This window comes from Rhodococcus sp. ZPP (genome assembly GCF_017656075.1).
Classification (GTDB): domain Bacteria; phylum Actinomycetota; class Actinomycetes; order Mycobacteriales; family Mycobacteriaceae; genus Rhodococcus_F; species Rhodococcus_F oxybenzonivorans.
Map to the genome: position 1 here is coordinate 1139577 of NZ_CP058638.1, position 20083 is coordinate 1159659.

The 20083-nt window shown below is 66.3% G+C and carries 16 protein-coding genes and 1 tRNA gene; 4 read left to right on the plus strand and 13 right to left on the minus strand.

Translation table 11 applies throughout. The features are described from left to right. Positions 1-159 precede the first annotated feature (159 nt). The 12 genes from HYG77_RS05370 to argS form a co-directional block, all read right to left on the minus strand. Positions 160-633 (minus strand): hypothetical protein, encoded by a 474-nt coding sequence (locus tag HYG77_RS05370; RefSeq protein WP_208962047.1) that lies wholly within the window; start codon positions 631-633, stop codon positions 160-162. Between the two features lie 38 nt (positions 634-671). After that, a complete protein-coding gene (locus tag HYG77_RS05375) occupies positions 672-1853 on the minus strand; it encodes an MraY family glycosyltransferase (protein ID WP_208962048.1) in 1182 nt (393 codons plus the stop codon). 34 nt (positions 1854-1887) lie between these two features. Then, complete coding sequence (locus HYG77_RS05380; RefSeq protein ID WP_109328693.1) at positions 1888-2556, minus strand: L-threonylcarbamoyladenylate synthase; 669 nt, start codon at positions 2554-2556, stop codon at positions 1888-1890. Then, a complete protein-coding gene (gene prmC / locus HYG77_RS05385) occupies positions 2553-3482 on the minus strand; it encodes a peptide chain release factor N(5)-glutamine methyltransferase (protein WP_109328691.1) in 930 nt (309 codons plus the stop codon). The genes HYG77_RS05380 and prmC overlap by 4 nt, the downstream gene beginning before the upstream one ends. Positions 3483-3536: 54 nt before the next feature. Then, positions 3537-4616 carry a peptide chain release factor 1 gene (gene prfA, locus HYG77_RS05390; RefSeq protein WP_109328689.1) on the minus strand — a complete coding sequence of 360 codons (1080 nt, stop codon included), beginning with the start codon at positions 4614-4616 and terminating at the stop codon, positions 3537-3539. Positions 4617-4732: 116 nt separating this feature from the next. Next, on the minus strand, positions 4733-4975 hold the full coding sequence (rpmE, locus tag HYG77_RS05395) for a 50S ribosomal protein L31 (RefSeq protein WP_109328687.1): 243 nt from the start codon (positions 4973-4975) through the stop codon (positions 4733-4735). Between the two features lie 223 nt (positions 4976-5198). After that, positions 5199-7328 (minus strand): transcription termination factor Rho, encoded by a 2130-nt coding sequence (gene rho / locus HYG77_RS05400; RefSeq protein ID WP_109328685.1) that lies wholly within the window; start codon positions 7326-7328, stop codon positions 5199-5201. Positions 7329-7649: 321 nt separating this feature from the next. Then, positions 7650-8594: a homoserine kinase gene (gene thrB, locus HYG77_RS05405; protein WP_109334993.1), complete on the minus strand. Its 945-nt coding sequence runs from the start codon at positions 8592-8594 to the stop codon at positions 7650-7652. 44 nt (positions 8595-8638) lie between these two features. Next, the gene (thrC, locus tag HYG77_RS05410) at positions 8639-9721 is read right to left on the minus strand and encodes a threonine synthase (protein WP_109328683.1); all 1083 of its coding nucleotides are present in this window, start codon (positions 9719-9721) and stop codon (positions 8639-8641) included. After that, on the minus strand, positions 9718-11004 hold the full coding sequence (locus HYG77_RS05415) for a homoserine dehydrogenase (RefSeq protein ID WP_109334992.1): 1287 nt from the start codon (positions 11002-11004) through the stop codon (positions 9718-9720). The genes thrC and HYG77_RS05415 overlap by 4 nt, the downstream gene beginning before the upstream one ends. Before the next feature lie 53 nt (positions 11005-11057). After that, entirely contained in the window at positions 11058-12479 is a 1422-nt protein-coding gene (gene lysA / locus HYG77_RS05420; protein WP_208962049.1) for a diaminopimelate decarboxylase, read from the minus strand. Further along, positions 12476-14128 carry an arginine--tRNA ligase gene (gene argS / locus HYG77_RS05425; protein ID WP_109328679.1) on the minus strand — a complete coding sequence of 551 codons (1653 nt, stop codon included), beginning with the start codon at positions 14126-14128 and terminating at the stop codon, positions 12476-12478. The genes lysA and argS overlap by 4 nt, the downstream gene beginning before the upstream one ends. A gap of 217 nt (positions 14129-14345) precedes the next feature. On the opposite strand from argS, the gene HYG77_RS05430 reads away from it, so the two are divergent. Then, on the plus strand, positions 14346-15248 hold the full coding sequence (locus HYG77_RS05430; protein WP_208962050.1) for a DUF3105 domain-containing protein: 903 nt from the start codon (positions 14346-14348) through the stop codon (positions 15246-15248). Beyond that, entirely contained in the window at positions 15241-15987 is a 747-nt protein-coding gene (locus tag HYG77_RS05435; RefSeq protein WP_208962051.1) for a DUF305 domain-containing protein, read from the plus strand. Before HYG77_RS05430 ends, HYG77_RS05435 begins: the two co-directional genes overlap by 8 nt. Positions 15988-16002: 15 nt before the next feature. Here HYG77_RS05435 and HYG77_RS05440 read toward each other — a convergent pair whose 3' ends face one another. Further along, positions 16003-18402, minus strand: coding sequence for a phosphoketolase family protein (locus tag HYG77_RS05440; protein WP_208962052.1), 2400 nt, complete (start codon positions 18400-18402; stop codon positions 16003-16005). 160 nt (positions 18403-18562) lie between these two features. On the opposite strand from HYG77_RS05440, the gene HYG77_RS05445 reads away from it, so the two are divergent. Both HYG77_RS05445 and HYG77_RS05450 read left to right on the plus strand, forming a co-directional pair. Then, positions 18563-18638 (plus strand) — tRNA-Arg (locus HYG77_RS05445). A 217-nt stretch (positions 18639-18855) separates the two neighbouring features. Beyond that, entirely contained in the window at positions 18856-20016 is a 1161-nt protein-coding gene (locus tag HYG77_RS05450; protein WP_208962053.1) for a N(5)-(carboxyethyl)ornithine synthase, read from the plus strand. Positions 20017-20083: the final 67 nt, after the last annotated feature.

Genomic DNA, 20083 nt, shown 5'->3' on the forward strand with positions numbered 1-20083 from the left:
TCGGCGGCCTTGAAAGTGCGACCGCCTGCAAGCATGCAATACCAGCCAGTAACTTACTCGCCGTCTCATTGCTCTCGCTTGACCCAGACCTTATCAAGTCATCTACGACGTTGTGTAGACGGGGTCCGGCTCGATTCAATTTTACTACATCCCGTAGTACTACTGGGCGTCCTTCTCCCCCGGTTCGGCATCGCCCGCTGCGCGTGGCTCCACGTACGGGGCCTTCACGCCAAGTACCCCATAGGTTTCCGCACCGAGCACGATCACCAAGGACAACACGATGACCAATACCAACGCCGGTTTGTCGTAGAAGTCGAGCGGTTTCAGGATCGCCAGGACCGTGATCGCGAGGATCATTTTCAACAGCCAGGTACCGAGCAGCACCGCCCCCGCAGTCATGGCGGGAAGCTTGGCCGTGAACAACACCCCGAGGGCCGTGCAGAGGATGAACCCTCCGCCGACCGCCGCGCCCAACAGCGCGCCGTAGAGACCGGGCATACCTGCGAGCAGAGTCGCAACGATGGAACCGACCACTGCCAGCACGATCAGGCCGAGGACGCCGTAGCGGACGGCGGCCCGCAACGAGGCGGTGTGATCGGGAGCAGGCGCGGGGATGAACGTCACGGTCGCCAAGGGTAGTGGATCGTCCTCGGCGCACCGCAACCGCGACCTCACGCCTGGCGGTCGTGCTGTTGCCCCCGGATGGAGGGTACGGCGGTGACCACCAGCGCGAAGACGAGTCCGCCGGCCACCAGGAGCACCACTACGCGGCGGTCGAACAAGGCAGATCCGACCGCACCGAACGCCAGCACGCCGACCCACAAGTAGATGAGCAGGACCACTCGCCGATGCGAATGCCCGATCTGCAGGAGACGGTGGTGGAGATGCATCTTGTCGGGGCTGAACGGACTGACGCCTGCGCGCGTACGCCGGACCACGGCAAGCAGTAGGTCGAGGATCGGGATGAACATGACGGCGCCGACGAGCAGCAATGGCGACAGAAGACCCAGAAGGTCGCGGGTGCCGTAAGCGGTCAGCGGAATGCGGCCGGAGGCGCTGGTCGAGATCGCCGCGAGCATCAGGCCGATCAGCATCGACCCGGAATCGCCCATGAAGATGCGCGCAGGCTGGAAGTTGTGCGGCAGGAAACCGAGACAGGCGCCTGCCAGTGCTGCGGCGATCAACGCCGGCGGATAGGCGCTCACATCACCGCCCTGATCGTGGAGCAATCCGACCGAGAACACGCAGATCGCGAGCGAGGAAATCAGCCCGAGACCTGCGGCGAGACCGTCGAGGCCATCGACGAAGTTCATGGCATTGACCATCACCACGGCGACCGCCACCGTAACCAGTCCCGCCTGCAGCTGGTCGAGAATCACCGTGGTGCCATCGCCGAACGGAACGTAGATGATGAACCAGCTGACGCCCATCACGACGAGGATTCCGGCGGCCGTCACCTGGCCCACGAACTTGGTCAGCGCGTCGAGACCCCACCGGTCGTCGACCACCCCCACGAGAACGATGACGAACCCCGACACCAGGGCCGCGGGGATGTCGGAGGTGAACTCGAATCCGCGGGTGAGCGCGGGTAGTTGCTGGGCGAACAACAGAGCGACCAGCATGCCCAGGTACATTCCGACGCCCCCGAGTCGGGGCGTGGGCGTGACGTGCACGTCCCGGTCCCGAGGCACCGCCACCGCCCCGAACCGCAGGGCGAACAGCCGGACTGCGCCGGTGGCGAGGTAGGTGACCACCGCGGCAGTGAAGAGGACGAGCAGAAGTTCACGCAGAGGGACACCCGCACCCCCACCTGCTTGAGCCAGCACCACGCCGGCGGATTCGGCAGCAATCACTGGGCAGACGCTACCGTTGCCCCGCGCAGCCCGGTCATGCCGTCGCGGTCCCCTCGAGCAGACTCTCCGCCGACACCCCGAGGACGTCGGCGACGTCACCGGTGGGTACGGCACCTTCCCGGAGAATGCGGGGGCTCGCGCCGGTGAGGTCGACGATGGTGGAGGCCCGGCCTTGTTCGGCGCGTCCGCCGTCCAGGTACACGCCGGCCGATCCGCCGAGCTGGTCCCGAGCTTCCTGGACGGTGGTGGCCGGCGGTTGTCCCGAGACGTTGGCGCTCGACACCGCAAGTGGTCCGACTTCACGTAACAGTTCGAGGGCGACCGGATGCAGGGGCATGCGAAGCATCACCGTCCCGCGCGTATCACCGAGGTCCCACGCCAGCGAAGGAGCCTGCTCCACAACAAGACTCAGGCCACCCGGCCAGAAGGCCCGAATGAGGTCGCGGGTGTGCGGGCGCACGCTGTACACGAGGCCGTCGATGGTGTTCCACGATCCGACGAGCACCGGCACAGGCATATCGCGGCCACGGCCCTTCGCCCGCAGCAACGCGGCGACCGCATCGCCGTCGAATGCGTCGGCACCGATCCCGTAGAGGGTGTCCGTGGGCAGGACGACGAGTCGTCCAGCCTTCAGGGCGTTCTTGGCCGCACTCATTCCGGCGGCGCGGGAATCGGGGCGGCCACAGTCGTAAACGGTACTCACCGGCTCATTCTTTCATCCTCGCCTGCGGCCTCCGCACGCTGCGCCTCGACATCGGTCGCGATGCGCCGAGCCACCACGAAGCGGGGCTTGCCCGCGAGGTCGGGGTGTTCCGCGACGTCACCGAACACCCGACGCGCCGCGAACAGCGCCGCAACGTCCGCACCATTGGTGTCGTCGTGCTCGATTCCCACTGCTCCCCCGATTCTCAACCACCGCGCGACATTCGAGATCATCGGCTTGATCACAGATAATCCGTCCGGTCCGGCGAATAGTGCGCTGTGCGGGTCGTGATCCGCCACTTCCGGCTCGAGTTCCGCGCCCTCGGGAATGTACGGCGGGTTGGCAACGATGAGGTCGACTGCACCTTCGAGGCCGGTCAGGATCGTCCGGTCGGTGACGTCGCCCTGGTACAGCTTGATCGGGGTGTCGCCCGCTCCAGCGCGGGCATCGGCATTGCGCCGCGCCCAGGAGAGCGCGTGCGGTTCGAGTTCGACGGCGTGCACGACGGCGTCGGGGCGGGCGTGGGCAATGGCGAGCGCGAGCGCACCCGACCCGGTACACAGATCCATGACGACGGGTGGGTGCTGGTCGCAGCTTCCCAGGAACGCGAGCGCCCACCCGAGGAGAAGTTCGGTCTCCGGGCGCGGAACGAAGACGCCGGGACCGACCTCGATGTCGATGTCACCCATGGCGGCGGTTCCGAGGATGTACTGCAGCGGGATTCGCTTGGCGCGCTGTTCGACCATCTTCTTGTAGGCGTCGATCACCGACTCGTCGACCAGCGGCACGAGACCCAGTCTGGTCCTCTCCACCCCCAGCAGATGGGCAGCCAGCATCTCGGCGTCCGCGCGGGCGCTGTGCACCCCTGCCTCGTCGAGTTGCGCAGCTGCATCGATCAGGGCCAGGCGAAGGGGAAGTCGGCTCACGGGTACAGACTGCCACGCCCGGGGAACGGTGATACTCCGGTCCTGGGTACCGCGTTACTCCGCGGCGAGCCGTGCCTCACGATCCGCCTTGCCCAACGCGTCGAGGAGAGCGTCCAATTCACCGTCCAGGACGGCATCGAGATTGTGCGACTTGAAGCCGATTCGGTGATCGGTGATGCGGTTCTCCGGGAAGTTGTAGGTGCGGATGCGCTCGGAGCGGTCGACCGTGCGCACCTGGCTCTGCCGCCCGGCCGATGCCTCGGCGTCTGCTGCTTCCTCGGCCGCTGCCTGGAGGCGAGCGGCCAGCACCTGCATGGCCCGCGCCTTGTTCTGTAGCTGGGAGCGCTCGTTCTGGCACGTCACAACGATTCCGGTGGGCAGATGCGTGATCCGCACCGCCGAGTCGGTGGTGTTCACACCCTGACCGCCCTTACCGGAGGAGCGGTAGACATCGATGCGCAGATCAGTTTCGTCGATCTGCACCTCCTCGACCTCTTCCGGTTCCGGATAGACCAGGACGCCGGCAGCCGAGGTGTGTACCCGGCCCTGCGACTCGGTGACGGGCACGCGCTGCACGCGGTGGACGCCGCCCTCGAACTTCAGACGGGCCCACACCCCGTCCCGAACCTCGCCCTTCGACTTGATCGACAGGGTCGCGTCCTTGTATCCACCGAGGTCGGACACTGTCGCATCGAGAACCTCGACGCGCCACCCGTGCCGCTCGGCGTACCGGACGTACATACGCGCGAGGTCGGACGCGAACAACGCCGACTCCTCACCGCCCTCGCCCGACTTCACTTCGAGTACCACGTCGTCACCGTCGTGCGGGTCGCGCGGCGCGAGGAGATCCGTCAGTGCCTTGTCGAGCTCGAGCACTTCGGCCTCGAGTGCGGGCACCTCGGCCGCGAAGCTGGAATCGTCGACGGCGAGCTCACGCGCGGCTGCGAGATCGTCCTGCGCCGCCTTGAGCTTGCTGTACGTCGACATGATGGGCGCAAGCTCGGCGAAACGCTTCCCGGCTTTGCGGGCCGCGGAGGCGTCGTTGTGCAGCGCTGGGTCGGACAACTGCTGCTCGAGGCCGGCATGTTCGGCCAGGATGTCGTCGATCGCCGACGGCTGGGTCGTCCCTGCCATGATGGGCTCCACTCTCGTCTCAGCGCGCGCTGCGCACTACGGGGTGCCGAGGGAAACGGCACTAAAAAGCCGACGCCCGGCCTGCAATTATCGCAGGACGGGCGTCGGCGGACCAGCTAGGACTCGGCAGATTCCTTTGCTGCGCCCTTGCCGGCGCGCTTGCCGTAGCGAGCCTCGAAGCGGGCAACGCGTCCACCGGTGTCGAGAATCTTCTGCTTACCGGTGTAGAACGGGTGGCACTGCGAGCAGACCTCGACGTTGATCCGTCCGGTCTCCTTGGTGCTTCGGGTCTCGAAAGTGTTTCCGCAACCACAGACCACGGTGGTGGCCACGTAATTGGGGTGAATGCCTGACTTCATGGTGTCCCTTTCAATGGTCGCCGGGTCGCCTTCGCCATTCGAAGACGTGAACCGGAACCGGACTCAGCCGTTCAGTATGCCAGATCGCGCGAGTGCGATCCCAATCGGCATGTGTGCTTGCGGAGAGATCAACGCCGCTCCCCCGCATTTAATTCCACCTGCTCTGTACTGGAGAAACGGCAAAGCCCGGCGACAGGTCGCCGGGCTTTGCCGTGTCGAGCACTCAGTCGTCGATCGCGCCCGGAGCGGTCTTCGACACCTGCATGAGGAACTCGAGATTGCTCTTGCTCTTCTTGAGGCGATCGATCAGCAGATCGATGGCCTGGTGCGAATCGAGACCAGACAGCACCCGGCGGAGCTTGTGCAGCACCGCGGCCTCATCCGGACTGAGCAGCAGCTCGTCCTTACGCGTTCCCGAAGGATTGACGTCGACAGCCGGGAACACCCGCCGTTCCGCGATCTTGCGGTCGAGCTTGAGCTCGGCGTTACCGGTGCCCTTGAACTCCTCGAAGATCACGGTGTCGCCGGTGGAACCGGTCTCGACCATGGCCGTCGCGATGATCGTGAGCGAACCGCCGTTCTCGATGTTGCGGGCTGCACCGAGGAAACGCTTCGGCGGGTACAGCGCTGTCGAGTCGACACCACCGGACAGGATGCGGCCCGACGCCGGCGACGAGTTGTTGTACGCGCGGCCGAGACGAGTGATCGAGTCGAGAAGGACGACGACGTCCTTACCGGCCTCCACCAGACGCTTCGCACGCTCGATGGCGAGCTCGGCGACCGAGGTGTGGTCTCCCGGCGGGCGGTCGAAGGTCGAGGAAATGACCTCACCCTTGACCGATCGCTGCATGTCGGTGACCTCTTCGGGACGCTCGTCGACCAGCACGACCATCAGGTAGCACTCGGGGTTGTTGGTCGCGATCGCGTTGGCGATGGCCTGCAGAACGCTGGTCTTACCGGCCTTCGGCGGGCTCACGATGAGCGCGCGCTGACCCTTACCGATCGGCATCACGAGATCGATGACGCGGGTGGTGAGGATGTTCGGCGTGGTCTCGAGACGCAACCGCTGATTCGGGTACAGCGGGGTGAGCTTCCCGAACTCGGGGCGCTTCTTCGCCGCCTCGATGTCGCCGCCGTTGACCGTGTCGATCCGCACCAACGGGTTGAACTTCTGGCGCTGATTTCCCTGGTCACCCTCGCGTGCAACCCGGACGGCACCGGTGATCGCGTCGCCGCGGCGAAGTCCGTTCTTTCGGATGAGGTTCATCGACACGTAGACGTCGTTGGGGCCCGCGAGGTACCCGGACGTCCGCACGAAAGCGTAGTTGTCGAGGACGTCGAGGATGCCGGCTACCGGCTGCAGGACATCGTCTTCCCGGATCTCCGTCTCACGCACGTCCCCGCCGCCGCCTTCGCCGCGGTCGCGCCCACGACGACGCTCGCGGAAGCGCCGTCCACGTCGTCCGCGGCCGCCTTCTTCGTCGTCGCCGCCCCGGTTGTCACGGTTGTCGCTCGTGCGCGGGCCGTTGTTGCTGCCCTGGTTGCGATCACCCCGGTCGCGGTCACGTTCGCGCGTGTCACCGCGGTCCCGCTCGCGGGTGTCGCCGCGGTCGTTCCGGTCACCACGGTCGCTGCCGCGGTTGTCCCCACGCTCACGCCGCGTGCGGTCGCCGGACTGCTCACCGGAGCCGTCCTGCCTTCCGGACTTTTCCGCACTGTCCTGACGGTCGTCGACCTGCTTGCGCTCGGCCTGCTGGGTGTCGACGCCATTCTGGACGGCAGCATTCTGCGAGGGAGCGTCCTGTCCGCTGTCGGCCTGGTCGCCCTGCTCAGGGGCACCTGCCCGGCGGGAGGAGCCACGGCGCTGACGCCCGCGTCGGCCCCCCTCGGGGACATCGGTGTCGGCCGCGCTGCCGTCGGCGACTGCAGGTTCCGGCGCCTTGCTTTCGGCCGCCTTCTCGGCGGTCTCCTGCTGCGGAGACACGTCGAGGGCAGTCTGCGCGGGCTGCTCACGCTTGGTGCGGGACGTCCGGGTGCGGGGCGCGGCCTCGGTCGTCGCAGCGGCCGGCGCCGACGAGGCGCCCTGCCGATCCTTGATCGCGGCGATCAGGTCGCCCTTACGCATCCCTGAAATGCCTTTGATACCGAGCTCGCCCGCAAGGGCACGGAGCTCGGTCAGCACCATCCCGGACAGCCCGGCACCTCGGCGCGCCTCGGCGCGCTTTGTGGAGGCCGTCACTGCACCGTTTTCCGGTGCGGTCGATGACGCCTGTGAAGAGTCGCCTGCCTGCGCGCCAACGGTATCCACCGAGGAGGCGTCCGCAGGAGCGGCGATGAGGTCCGTATCGGTCACGGAGGTCCTTTCCTTCCCTCACTCGCGCTGCGCAGAGTCGAGGGTTCGTCCCGTAATCCGGTTCAGTACCGAATTCGGATGTGCCGTACGTCGTTGCTTAGCTGAACTGCCGGCTTGCCCGCCATCACATCACCTTGAACAGGCGCACTCACAATCCCTACACAACAGAAAGTGCGGAGGATCGTGCCAGGAGCCGTCAACCCCGATTGACCTGGAGTAATCGCCCTGGTGAAGCACCGGCGTCTGATGCGCACGATGTACGGACATTGCCCAGGATAGCTGTGAACGACCGTAGGGGCAAGAAGACCCGTTTCCGGCGTGTCAGCTGATCCGGACGCCTTCGGCGACGTCGAGTTCGAGGACTTGCAGTCCCTCGGCCTCCGCCTGTACTCGGAGATCGTCCGGTAGCGGCTCGGTACTCAACGCGAGGACTGTCGGTCCCGCACCGGAGACCGCCGCGGCAATGCCGGCTTTCCGCAGCAAGGAGATCCACCGGGTGGTCAGCGGAAGGGCGGGAGCCCGCTGAACCTGGTGGAGCCGATCCTCAGTGGCCGGCATCAGAAGGTCCGGCCGTTCCGTGAGCGCCACCACAGCGAGAGCGCCGCGACTGACGTTGAACGCGGCGTCACGGTGCGCCACGACCTCGGGCAACAATCCCCGCGTGTGAGCGGTCGACGAACGCTCACCCGGGATCAGGGCGATGACCCGGATCGCGGGATGCACCGTCAGGGGCACCGCGTAGTAGCGATTCCCGGACGTGGAGGCGCCCGCGGATTCCTGATCTTCACAACTCCACGACACCACGGCGCCGCCCAGCACGCTCGCCGAAGCGTTGTCGGGGTGCCCCTCGAACTCGGACGACAACTGGACCAGTTGGTCGGGCGAGAGGCCGAGTGCGGGATCGAGCTTCATCGCGAGACCGTTGGCCGCGGCCAACCCGCCGACCACGGCAGACGCGGACGACCCCAGGCCTCGCGAGTGCGGTATTGCATTGCGGCACACGACGTCGAGGCCCTCCGCCCACACGCCGGCCGACTCCAGACCACGTTCGATCGCGCGTACCACCAGATGGGAGGGGCCCCACGGCACGTCCTCGGCGCCCTCACCCTCGACACGAATCTTCAAACCCGAACCCGTGGTGGTGACCGTGATCTCGTCGTAGAGCCCGAGCGCGATGCCGAGGGTGTCGAATCCGGGCCCGAGATTGGCGCTCGACGCCGGCACACGGGCAGTCACGGTGAGCCCGGTGGGCAGGGTCTGTGTCATGTCTGCGGTCTGATCCTGCGGCGTGATGGGCGTGGGCGCCACCACTACGCCAGCTCGAGGGCCGACGCGACAGCGACAGGATCGACCGGAATGGGTTGCACGACAGGCATACCGGCGAGTGCGGTATCCGGGTCCTTCAATCCGTTGCCGGTGACCGTGCAGACCACGGTGAGTCCGGAGTCGAGCCAGCCTTCCTTCCGGGCGGCCAGCAGTCCTGCGACACTCGCCGCCGACGCGGGTTCGACGAACACACCTTCGGTGGAGGCGATCAGTCGGTACGCCTCGAGGATTTCCTCGTCCGTCGCGGCGCGGAAGGCCCCGTGCGACTCCTCCTTCGCGGCGACCGCACCGTTCCAGGACGCGGGCGAACCGATGCGGATGGCCGTCGCGATGGTCTCCGGGTCCTTGACGGGTGCACCGTGGACGAGCGGGGCGGCACCTGCCGCCTGAACGCCCAGCATGCGAGGCTTCACGCTCGTGAGCCCGTCGGCGTAGTACTCGGAATAACCCCGCCAGTAGGCGGTGATGTTGCCGGCGTTGCCGACGGGAAGCGCGTGGACGTCCGGGGCCTTGCCCAACGCATCACAAATTTCGAAAGCCGCGGTCTTCTGGCCTTCGATCCGGACCGGGTTCACCGAGTTGACCAGGCCGATGGTCGGGAACTCCGCCGTGGTCTTGCGCGCCAGCTCGAGGCAGTCGTCGAAGTTACCCTCGACCTGGATGATCCGGGCGCCGTGCATGACCGCTTGCGCCAGCTTGCCCATGGCAATCTTGCCCTGCGGTACCAGCACCGCGCAGCTCATCTTCGCCTTGGCGGCGTAGGCGGCCGCCGAGGCGGACGTATTGCCCGTCGACGCGCACAGCACAGCCTGCTGACCGCGCGCCAGGGCGTCGGTCACGGCCATCGTCATCCCGCGGTCCTTGAAGGAGCCGGTGGGGTTGAGACCCTCGACCTTGAGGTAGACGTCGCAGCCCGTGATCTCGGACAGATGCCCGGCGGGAAGCAGCGGCGTGCCGCCCTCACGGAGGGTCACCGTCTTCCAGTTCGGTCCGATCGCGAGGCGGTCACGGTAGGCCTCGATCAGCCCCGGCCATGGAGTGTGCACGGGGTTGCGGGTGCCGGTCATTGTTCGGTGCCTTCCAGTCGCAGCACGCTGGTCACAGCGGTGACGAATTCGAGTTTGCTCAATGCCTCAACGGTTTCCGACAACGCGGAGTCCGTCGCGACATGGGTAACGACCACCAGCCGGGCACCGTCGCCCGCGCCTTCCTGCCGCACCGTCGAAATGCTCACGCCGTGCTCGGCGAATTCGGCGGCAACGGCCGACAGCACACCGGCCTTGTCCGTCACCTGCATGTTGACGTAGTAGCGCGTCGGGATGTCGCCGATGGGCGCGATCTTGAGCTTGGCGTACTTCGACTCGCGCGGACCGCGGCCACCGTGCACCTTGTTGCGCGCGGCCATCACCAGATCACCCATCACAGCAGACGCGGTGGGGGCACCGCCGGCGCCCTGACCGTAGAACATCAGCCTTCCGGCGTTCTCTCCCTCGACAACCACTGCGTTGAATGCTCCGTTGACCGACGCGAGGGGGTGACTCAGCGGCACCAGCGCCGGGTAGACCCGTGCGGAGATGCGCTCCTTGCCGTCGGGTGTGGGGATGCGCTCGCAGATGGAGAGCAGCTTGATAGTGCAGTCGAGGGCCCTCGCCGACGTCAGGTCGGCAGCGGTGATGTTGGAGATACCCTCGCGGTACACATCACCCGCGGTGACCCGCGTATGGAAGGCGATGGACGCGAGGATAGCGGCCTTCGCCGCGGCGTCGTAACCCTCTACGTCGGCGGTGGGATCGGCTTCGGCGTAGCCGAGTCTTCCCGCCTCCGCGAGCGTTTCCGCATAGTCGGCCCCGGTTTCGTCCATGGCCGACAGGATGAAGTTGGTGGTGCCGTTCACGATTCCGGCGACCTTGTTCACCCGGTCACCGGCAAGGGACTGGGTGAGCGGGCGGATCACGGGGATCGCACCGGCGACGGCCGCCTCGAAGTACAGGTCGACGCGGTGCAGCTCTGCCGCCTCGGCGAGTTCACCGGTGTGCTCGGCGAGGAGGGCCTTGTTGGCGGTGACGACGGACTTGCCGGAGTTGAGTGCCGACAGGATCAGCTTGCGCGGAAGGTCCATGCCGCCGATCACCTCGACGACGATGTCGACGTCGTCGCGCGCCACGAGCGAGTCCGCGTCCGTGGTCTGCAACTCCTCCGGTATGCCCCGGTCCTTGCCGGGGCGGCGGACCGCCACTCCCCGCAGTTCCAGGGGCGCACCGACGCGGGCCTCGAGGTCTTCGCTGTGCTCTTGCAGGATGCGAACCACCTCGCTCCCGACGTTGCCGAGGCCGAGGACGGCCACTCCGATAGCGCGATGCGCCGATTCGGTCACACCGACAGCACGTTGCGCCGATTCGACGGTCACTCTTGTACCTCCAAGCTGAGCAGGTCTTCCACGGTTTCCCTCCGGAGGATCACGCGCGACTGTCCGTCGCGCACCGCCACCACGGCAGGACGGGTGAGCAGGTTGTACCTACTCGACATCGAGTAGCAGTATGCACCGGTGGCAGCGACGGCAAGCAAATCGCCGGCATCGATGTCCTCGGGCATCCAGGTGTCACGGATGACGACGTCGCCGGATTCGCAGTGTTTACCCACGACTCGCGACACCACGGGTTCGGCTCCGCTGACTCGGGAGACGAGCTTCGCTTCATATTCCGCTTGATACAGCGCCGTGCGGATGTTGTCGCTCATTCCGCCGTCGACACTGACGTAGCGGCGAGTGAGCGCGCTCCCGACGGTGACGTCTTTGATGGTGCCGACCTCGTAGAGCGTGACCGTCCCCGGCCCGGCGATCGCTCGTCCCGGCTCGACCGCAAGGGTCGGCTCGGGCAGGCCGGCGAGAGCGGACTCGTTGCGCACGATGTCGCCGAGTTTGGCCGCCAACTCGTCCACGGGCGGAGGATCGTCGCTGGGCACGTACGAGATGCCCATACCGCCACCGAGGTCGATGATCGAGATCTGGGCGGTCTTGTCCACACCGAACTCGGCGACGACGTCGCGGAGCAGCCCGATCACCCGGTGTGCTGCCACCTCGAATCCGTCCACGTCGAAGATCTGCGAACCGATATGGCTGTGCAGCCCGACGAGACGCAGATTGTCTGCGGCGAATACTCGCCGGACCGCGTCGATCGCCTTGCCGCCTGCCAGTGAGAAACCGAACTTCTGGTCCTCGTGGGCGGTCGAGATGAACTCGTGGGTGTGTGCTTCCACTCCGACCGTCACACGGATCAGGACATCCTGTACGACACCGGCTTCGGCGGCGACTGCGTCGAGGCGGTCGATCTCCATGGACGAGTCCAGGACGATGTGGCCCACTCCGGCCTTCACTGCCGCCTGAAGTTCGGCGACCGACTTGTTGTTGCCGTGCATGGCGATTCGCTCCGCCGGGAACCCTGCATGCAACGCAATCGCCAGTTCACCGCCCGAGGCGACGTCGAGCGACAGCCCCTCGTCTGCCACCCAACGGGCGATCTCGCCGCAGAGAAACGCCTTGGACGCGTAGTGGACTTTGGCCGAGGGCCCGAATGCGCGCGCCATGTCACGGCAGCGGGAGCGGAAATCGTCCTCGTCGACGACGAACAGTGGCGTCCCGTACGTCGCCGCGAGTTCGGTGACCGGAATCCCGGCCAATCGGACGACTCCGTCCGGACCGCGTTCCGCGTTGCGGGGCCACACCTCAGGAGCGAGCGCCGCGAATGCCGTTGCGTCGGTGGGACGTTCGGGCAGTCCGGGCGCGTGTAGCTGTTCGGCGTGCTTGGGACCGGCGGGATGCGCGTTCACATCTGCTCCGGGGCGCTCACGCCGAGGAGCGCGAGACCGTTTGCCAGTACCTGACGCGAGGCGTCGCACAGAGCGAGCCGCGCGACATGCAGTGGCCCGACCTCCTCGTCGCCCTGAGGCAGAACCCGGCACGCGCCGTAGAACCGGTGGTAAGCGCCGGCCAGCTCTTCGAGGTACCGCGCAATGCGGTGCGGCTCACGGAGATTCGCCGCACTGGTGACGACGCGCGGATACTCGCCGAGCGTGCGGATGAGATCACCCTCCTGCTCGGAGACCAACAACGCGAAGGCCGGATCGGCAACCGTGACACCCAGCTCGGCGGCGTTGCGCGCAATGGCCGACAACCGGGCGTGCGCGTACTGCACGTAGTAGACCGGGTTCTCGTTGCCCGTGCTGGTCCACAGCTCGAGGTCGATGTCGATGCTCGAATCCACCGACGAGCGGATCAACGCGTATCGCGAGGCGTCGACACCGATGGCCTCGACCAGGTCGTCGAGCGTGATCACCGTCCCGGCCCGCTTGCTCATCTTCACGGCGACCCCGTCGCGGACCAGATTGACCATCTGCCCGATCAACACCTCGACGGTGTCCGGGTCGTCGCCGAATGCGGCGGCCGCGGCCTTGAGCCGGCCGATGTAGCCGTGATGATCCGCGCCGAGCATGTAGATACACAGATCGAAGCCGCGCGCACGCTTGTTTTGGAAGTAGGCGATGTCCCCCGCAATGTAGGCCGCGTTGCCGTCACTCTTGATGACGACACGATCCTTGTCGTCACCGAAGTCGGTGCTCTTGAGCCACCAGGCACCGTCCTCCTGGAAGAGACTGCCGGAGGACTTCAAGGTCTCGACGGCCTTCTCGACCGCACCGGACTCGAACAGCGAGTTTTCGTGGAAGTAGACGTCGAAGTCCACTCCGAACTCGTGCAGGGTGCGTTTGATGTGCGCGAACATCAGGTCGACTCCGAGCGAACGGAACACTTCCTGCTGCTCACCCGCCGGAAGTTCCAGTGCATCGGGACGCTGCGCGAGCACCTGAGCCGCGATGTCGGCGATGTATGCACCCGCGTAACCGTCGTCGGGAGCAGGTTCCCCCTTGGCGGCGGCGATGAGCGACCGGGAGAAGCGGTCGATCTGGGCGCCGTGGTCGTTGAAGTAGTACTCGCGTGTGACGGCGGCACCCTGGGTGGACAGGATGCGGCCGAGCGCGTCACCGACAGCAGCCCAGCGCGTACCGCCGAGGTGGATGGGTCCGGTCGGGTTTGCGGACACGAACTCCAGGTTGATCTTCTTGCCGTCGAGGGTGTGCCCGGATCCGTACGCGGTGCCCGCTTCGAGGATCTTGGCGACGATGGCGCCCTGGGCGTCGGCGGCCAGGCGGATGTTGAGGAAACCGGGGCCGGCGATATCGGCACTGTCGATACCCTCGGCGGCGGTCAGCGCCTCGGCGAGCCAGGTCGCGAGTTCGCGGGGGTTGGTGCCGACCTTCTTTGCCACCTGCATCGCGACGTTGGTGGCGTAATCACCGTGCTCGGGGTTGCGCGGGCGCTCGACCGTGAGAGTTTCGGGTAGCACGGACACGTCGAGTCCACGTTCGGCGAGCACCTTCGCGGCGGTTCCGCGGAGCAGTTCGGCAAGGTCAGCTGGAGTCACAGGTATCTATCCTATGGCCAAGACGTCCCGGGCGGTGACCCGCCTGGCCCGGAGTCCCACAGACGGCCGGATAGGCCCCGACCGGCGTGGCGGATGCCACTCTCCCAGCTTGCGCTCAGGGTGGGTAAGTAGAGTGGGGTCGCCCTGAGTCCCGGTCTCAGCCTCGGGCGAACCGGGGTAGAGCGCCCGTAACCCACACACCGAAAGATCACAATCGATGCCAAGCGGTTCGGATAGTCGCGGTCCCGGTAAGAACTCCGGTGCCAAGTCGGCCAAGGCCATCAAGGCCGCCAAGAGCAAGAGTGGCGGCGCGAAAGCCAAGGGCGGCGTCTCCGCGCCCCGGCACATTCCGTGGCTGACGATCGGTGCGTCGGCGGCGGTCCTCGCGCTCGTCGCGATCCTCGCGGTCAACCTGGTGCCCAAGTATCAGGCGAAGGAGGAGGCCCAGCGGTACGCACCCAGTGCCGAAAATCCCGACCCTTCGGTCAACATCGACGGCGTGCTGAAGATCGACTACCCGGCCGGCATCCACATCCAGCCGACGCAGCGCGTCGCCTACGACCAGTCACCTCCGTTCGGCGGCCCGCACGACGCCATCTGGGCGACGTGCACCGGCACCGTGTACGCCAATGCGATCCGCACCGAGAACGCAGTGCACTCTCTCGAGCACGGCGCCGTGTGGGTCGCCTACAACCCCGACACGCTGTCTGCGGAGCAGGTCGACACACTGCAGGACAAGGTGGACGGCCAGAGCTACACCCTGATGTCGCCGTACCCGGGGCTCGACAGTCCGATCTCTCTGCAGTCGTGGGGCCACCAGCTGAAGCTCGACAGCGCCGACGACGAGCGGATCGATCAGTTCATCACGGCCCTGCGTATCAACAAGAACACCTACCCGGAGGTCGGTGCCAGCTGCTCGACCATCCCCGGCTCCGGTTTCGACCCGGACAACCCGCCCCCCTTCGATCCGAGCGCACCCGGCACCGACGCAGTGCCGATGGACGGTGGCGGCATCGCGCCGGACCAGTCCGAGACAGGCGGGGCGGGAGCCCAGTTGCCGAGCGATTTGCAGCTGCCCTCCGACCTGCAGCAGGCGCCCGCCGAGGGCGGTAATGGCTGAATCGGCCGACTCCGCACCCGGATCCGGAGTCGGGTCCGGAGTCGGGTCCGGGGCCGAGCCGGCCCACTCCAGGCCGAGTCAGCGCGCCGCGCTCTTGGTGATCGGAGTGATCGGTGCCGTCGCACTCGGTTTCGCCCTCGGATTCCTGGCGCGACTTCCACTGCAGGACAACAACTCTGCGGTTCCCCAGGCGGGATCCGTCGATGTGGGATTCGCCCAGGACATGAGCGTGCACCACAGTCAGGCGGTGGAGATGTCGGCGATCGCCATCCGGAACACGAGTGATCCCACCGTCCGGACTCTCGCCTACGACATCCTGACCACCCAGCAGAACCAGCTCGGCCAGATGCAAGGATGGCTCTCGATCTGGGATCAGCCGTCCCTCCCGTCCGGCGGCTACATGGGCTGGATGGCGTCGGAGCACGACGGCGGACACGATCATTCCTCCGGCGAGAACGCACATACTGGGTCGATGCCGACGATGCCGGGAATGGCGTCGTCCGAGGACATGGCCAGGCTGCGACAGGCCACGGGGACCGCGGTCGACGTCGAATACCTCCAGTTGATGTTGCGACATCACCAGGGTGGACTGCCCATGATGGAATACGCCGCGCAACGGGCCTCCGAGCCCGCCGTCCGCGGGCTCGCACAGACCATGGTCGAGACCCAGCAGGGCGAGTCGAGGTTGCTCACCGACATGCTCACCGAACGCGGCGCCGCTCCGCTCCCGATGAACTGACGGCCTCGCCGCCCCTCAGGACCAGGTCCAGTCGCGTACCTCCGGCAGGTCCTCGAAGTGCTCGACCACGTACTCGCCGTGCCGCTCGAGCTGGGTGAGGCAGAAATCGGCGAGCTCGGTGGCCCCGGCGGGTTCGGCCTCTACACGGCGCAGCGCCTCGAGCGCGAGGTGGTAGCGGCTCATCCTGTTCAGCACCACCATGTCGAACGGGGTGGTCGTGGTGCCCTGCTCGCTGAAGCCGCGAACATGAAAGCGTTCGGGTTGCGGCCGACCGTGCAGTAACTCGTGGACCGCGCGTGAATAGCCGTGGAACGCGAACACCACGTCGGTATCAGCGGTGAAGAGGTCGGTGAATGTGCGGTCGTCGAAACCGTGCGGGTGCTCCGTGGGCGTCAGCAACGCCATCAGATCGACCACGTTGACCACACGGGTGACGAGGTCGGGTGTGTGCTCACGCAACAGCTGGGCTGCCGCGAGAATTTCTTGCGTAGGAACGTCACCCGCCGCGGCAAGCACGATGTCCACGGTATCGGCGGCTGCCTCGGTACCCGCCCACGCCCAGACCGACGCCCCGGCCGCGCAGTGCGCGTTCGCTTCCTCGAGCGTCAAGTATTGGAGGTGCGGTTGCTTGTCCACCACGATGACGTTGACGTGGTCGGTGCTGCGGAGACAGTGGTCGGCAATCGAGAGCAGCGTGTTCGAGTCGGGGGGAAGCCACACCCGAACGACATCCGGGGCGAGGGGAATGACGGCGTCGATCATCCCGGGCCCCTGGTGGCTGAAACCGTTGTGGTCGTTGCGCCAGCAGGTGCTGGTCAACAGCACGTTGAGCGAGGCCACCGGCGATCGCCACGGCAGGTCCACCGCGTGTTGCAGCCACTTCGCGTGCTGAACGAGCATCGACACACTGACCATGGCGAAGGCCTCGTAGCTGGCAAAGAGCCCGTGCCGCCCGGACAGCAGGTACCCCTCGAGCCACCCCTCGCACAGGTGCTCGCTGAGCACCTCCATCACCCGTCCGCCCGCGGACAGGTGGTCGTCGTAGTCGGCGACGGGTAGCTGCCAGCATCGATCAGTGCTCTCGAACACGGCGCCCAACCGATTGCTGGCCGTCTCGTCCGGGCAGAACAGCCGAAAGTATCCGCCGCCGTCCGGTGTGGTGGTCGCCGCGTAGACGTCCCGTAACAGTTCGCCGAGGACGCGGGTGGTCTCGTGCAGCGTGGCCCCCGGCCTTTCGATGGTCAACGCGTACTTGTGCAGTGGTGGTATCGGAAGATCGACGCGTAGACGCCCGCCGTTGGCATAGGGAGAAGAACCCATTCGTTTGTCGCCCCGCGGCGCCAGCTGAGCGAGTTCGGGCACCAATGCACCCTGAGGATCGAACAGGGTCTCCGGGGAGTAGGACCGCATCCATTCCTCGAGCTGACGCCGATGCTCGTCGTTGGTGCGGACGCCCGACAGCGGAACTTGGTGGGAACGATGTGTTCCCTCGACGAGGACACCATCGACGCGGTGGGGGCCGGTCCAGCCCTTCGGAGTGCGGAGCACGATCGCCGGCCATTTCACAGGATGCCGGCGACCCGCCCGCGCCTCCTGGCGGATCTCGGTTATCCGGTCGTGCGCGTCGACCAGCGCCCGGTCGAGTGTGCGGAAAACCACGGCCGGGTCGTCGCCCTCGACCACGGTCGGCGCCCATCCCTGGCCACTGAGGAAGCGTTCGATGTCCGTGTCGGTACTGCGCCCGTAGACGGTGGGTCCGGCAATTTTGGCCCCGTTGACGTGCAGGATCGGTAACACGGCACCGTCCCGTTCCGGGTTGAGGAAGGCGGGGAGCTTCCACGAAGCGGACAGCGGCCCCGTCTCCGCCTCACCGTCTCCGATCACACACGCCACCAACAGGTTCGGGTGGTCGAATGCCGCACCCGCGGCGTGCGCCAGTGCATATCCCAGCTCACCGCCTTCGTGGATACTGCCCGGCGTCTGCACGCTGACATGACTCGGGATACCTCCCGGTGTCGAGAATTGCCGGCACAAGTGCCGGAGTCCGGCAGCATCACCGGAGACCGCGGGATACACCTCCGAGTACGTCCCCTCCAAATACGTGGCAGCGACGAGGGCGGGCCCGCCGTGACCAGGCCCCGTCACGTACAGGCAGTCCGCGTCTGTACGCCGGATCAACCTGTTGAGAAGCGCGTAGATCATCGACAAACCGGGACTGGTCCCCCAGTGCCCGAGGAGCCGGGGCTTGATGTGCTCCCGAAGCAGCGGCTCACGCAGAAGCACATTGTCCTGCAAATAGATCTGCGCGACGGTGAGATAGTTGGCCGCCGACCACCAGCGGAGATCCAACTCGAGTTCGCGCTCCGGATACTCCGCGTTCGAGTTTTCCGAATGGACATGCTGCCGATCGGTCATCCTCGACCCTCCCGTGATGTGCGCAGGCGTCCTTTCGACACTAGGCGGATTCGGTCGACCGTGCGGGAGTTGTGGGCCGAAGTCGGGGACCGATTTGGTTCTTCCCCCCATCGATGCGCTACGATTGGCGCGCCCAATCGGCACACCGGTTTTCCGGTGCGCCCCCGTAGCTCAGGGGATAGAGCGTTCGCCTCCGGAGCGAAAGGTCGCAGGTTCGAATCCTGCCGGGGGCACCACGAGAACACTGCGCCGCATCGCGCGGTGCACATTTCTTCCTGGTGCTACCAGTCCTCCCCCGGGTGATCTCCCCGGGCATTCTGCGAGAGCTGCAGCGTCGGCCCCGGCCGCGTACATCGATTCGAACGCTGAGCTCCCTCGCACCTTCGCTGTGGGTTTCGCGGCTTCACCTTTCCGCCATCCTTTTCTCCATTTGCGTCAACCGAGGGACACTCCGTGCACCAGCCCCACCCACATCCGCTCACCCTCGGCGTGATCGCGCGCTCGAGCAAGGCCGACGAACGCCGACTTCCGATTCACCCCCTGCACTTCGCCCGCATCGACGCCGACCTGCTGGGCCGTATCCACCTCGAGCACGGTTACGGCGAGCCGTTCGGTGTGTCCGACGAGCAACTGGCCCGCTCGGTCGCGGGAATGCGCACACGGAGCGAGCTGATCGCGCAATCCGACGTCGTACTGCTCCCGAAGCCTCTCGCGAAGGATCTCGAGGATCTGCGCGACGGACAGATCCTCTGGGGGTGGCCGCACTGCGTGCAGGACACCGAGCTCACCCAGGTGGCCATCGATCGTCGCCTCACCCTCGTCGCCTTCGAAGCCATGAATCACTGGAGTGCCGAAGGGTCGTTTCAGCTGCATGTCTTCCACAAGAACAACGAGCTCGCCGGCTACTCGTCCGTATTGCACGCCCTGTCGATCGCCGGGTCGACGGGTGATTACGGCCGTCGACTCCGCGCGGTCGTGCTCGGTTTCGGGGCCACCGCCCGCGGGGCCGTCACCGCGCTGAATGCTCTGGGAATCCATGACGTTCATGTCGTCACGCAGCGTGGCGTGACCGCCGTCAGCTCGCCCATCCACTCGGCGGAGATCGTCCAGTTCGACCACGACGACGCCGACCCACGTCGAAGCCACGTCACGACGGACGACGGCCGGCTGCCGCTGGCGGGTTTCCTGGCCCGTCACGACATCATCGTCAACTGTGTTCTGCAGGACACCGAGGCGCCGCTGACCTTCCTCGTCGACGAGGACATCGACACCCTCCTGCCTGGTTGCCTCGTCGTCGACGTGTCCTGCGACGAAGGGATGGGCTTTGCCTGGGCGCGTCCAACCTCCTTCGCGGACCCGACGTTCATGATCGGCGAGAACGTCCGCTACTACGGTGTCGACCACAGCCCGTCACATTTGTGGAACTCCGCCACCTGGGAGATCAGCGAGGCGCTGCTCCCCCATCTGCGCACCGTTCTCGGTGGACCCGCGGCCTGGGACACCAGCGAGACGATCCGGCGGGCGATCGAGATCCGCGACGGAGTGGTGCAGAACCCCAAGATCCTGTCGTTCCAGGACCGTGCGGCCGACTACCCGCACGCGGTCCTTACCTGAGCGCCGCGAACGAACGGGACGCTCGTTCGATCTGACGCAACGAGCGTCCCGTTCGCGCGGAAGGGTG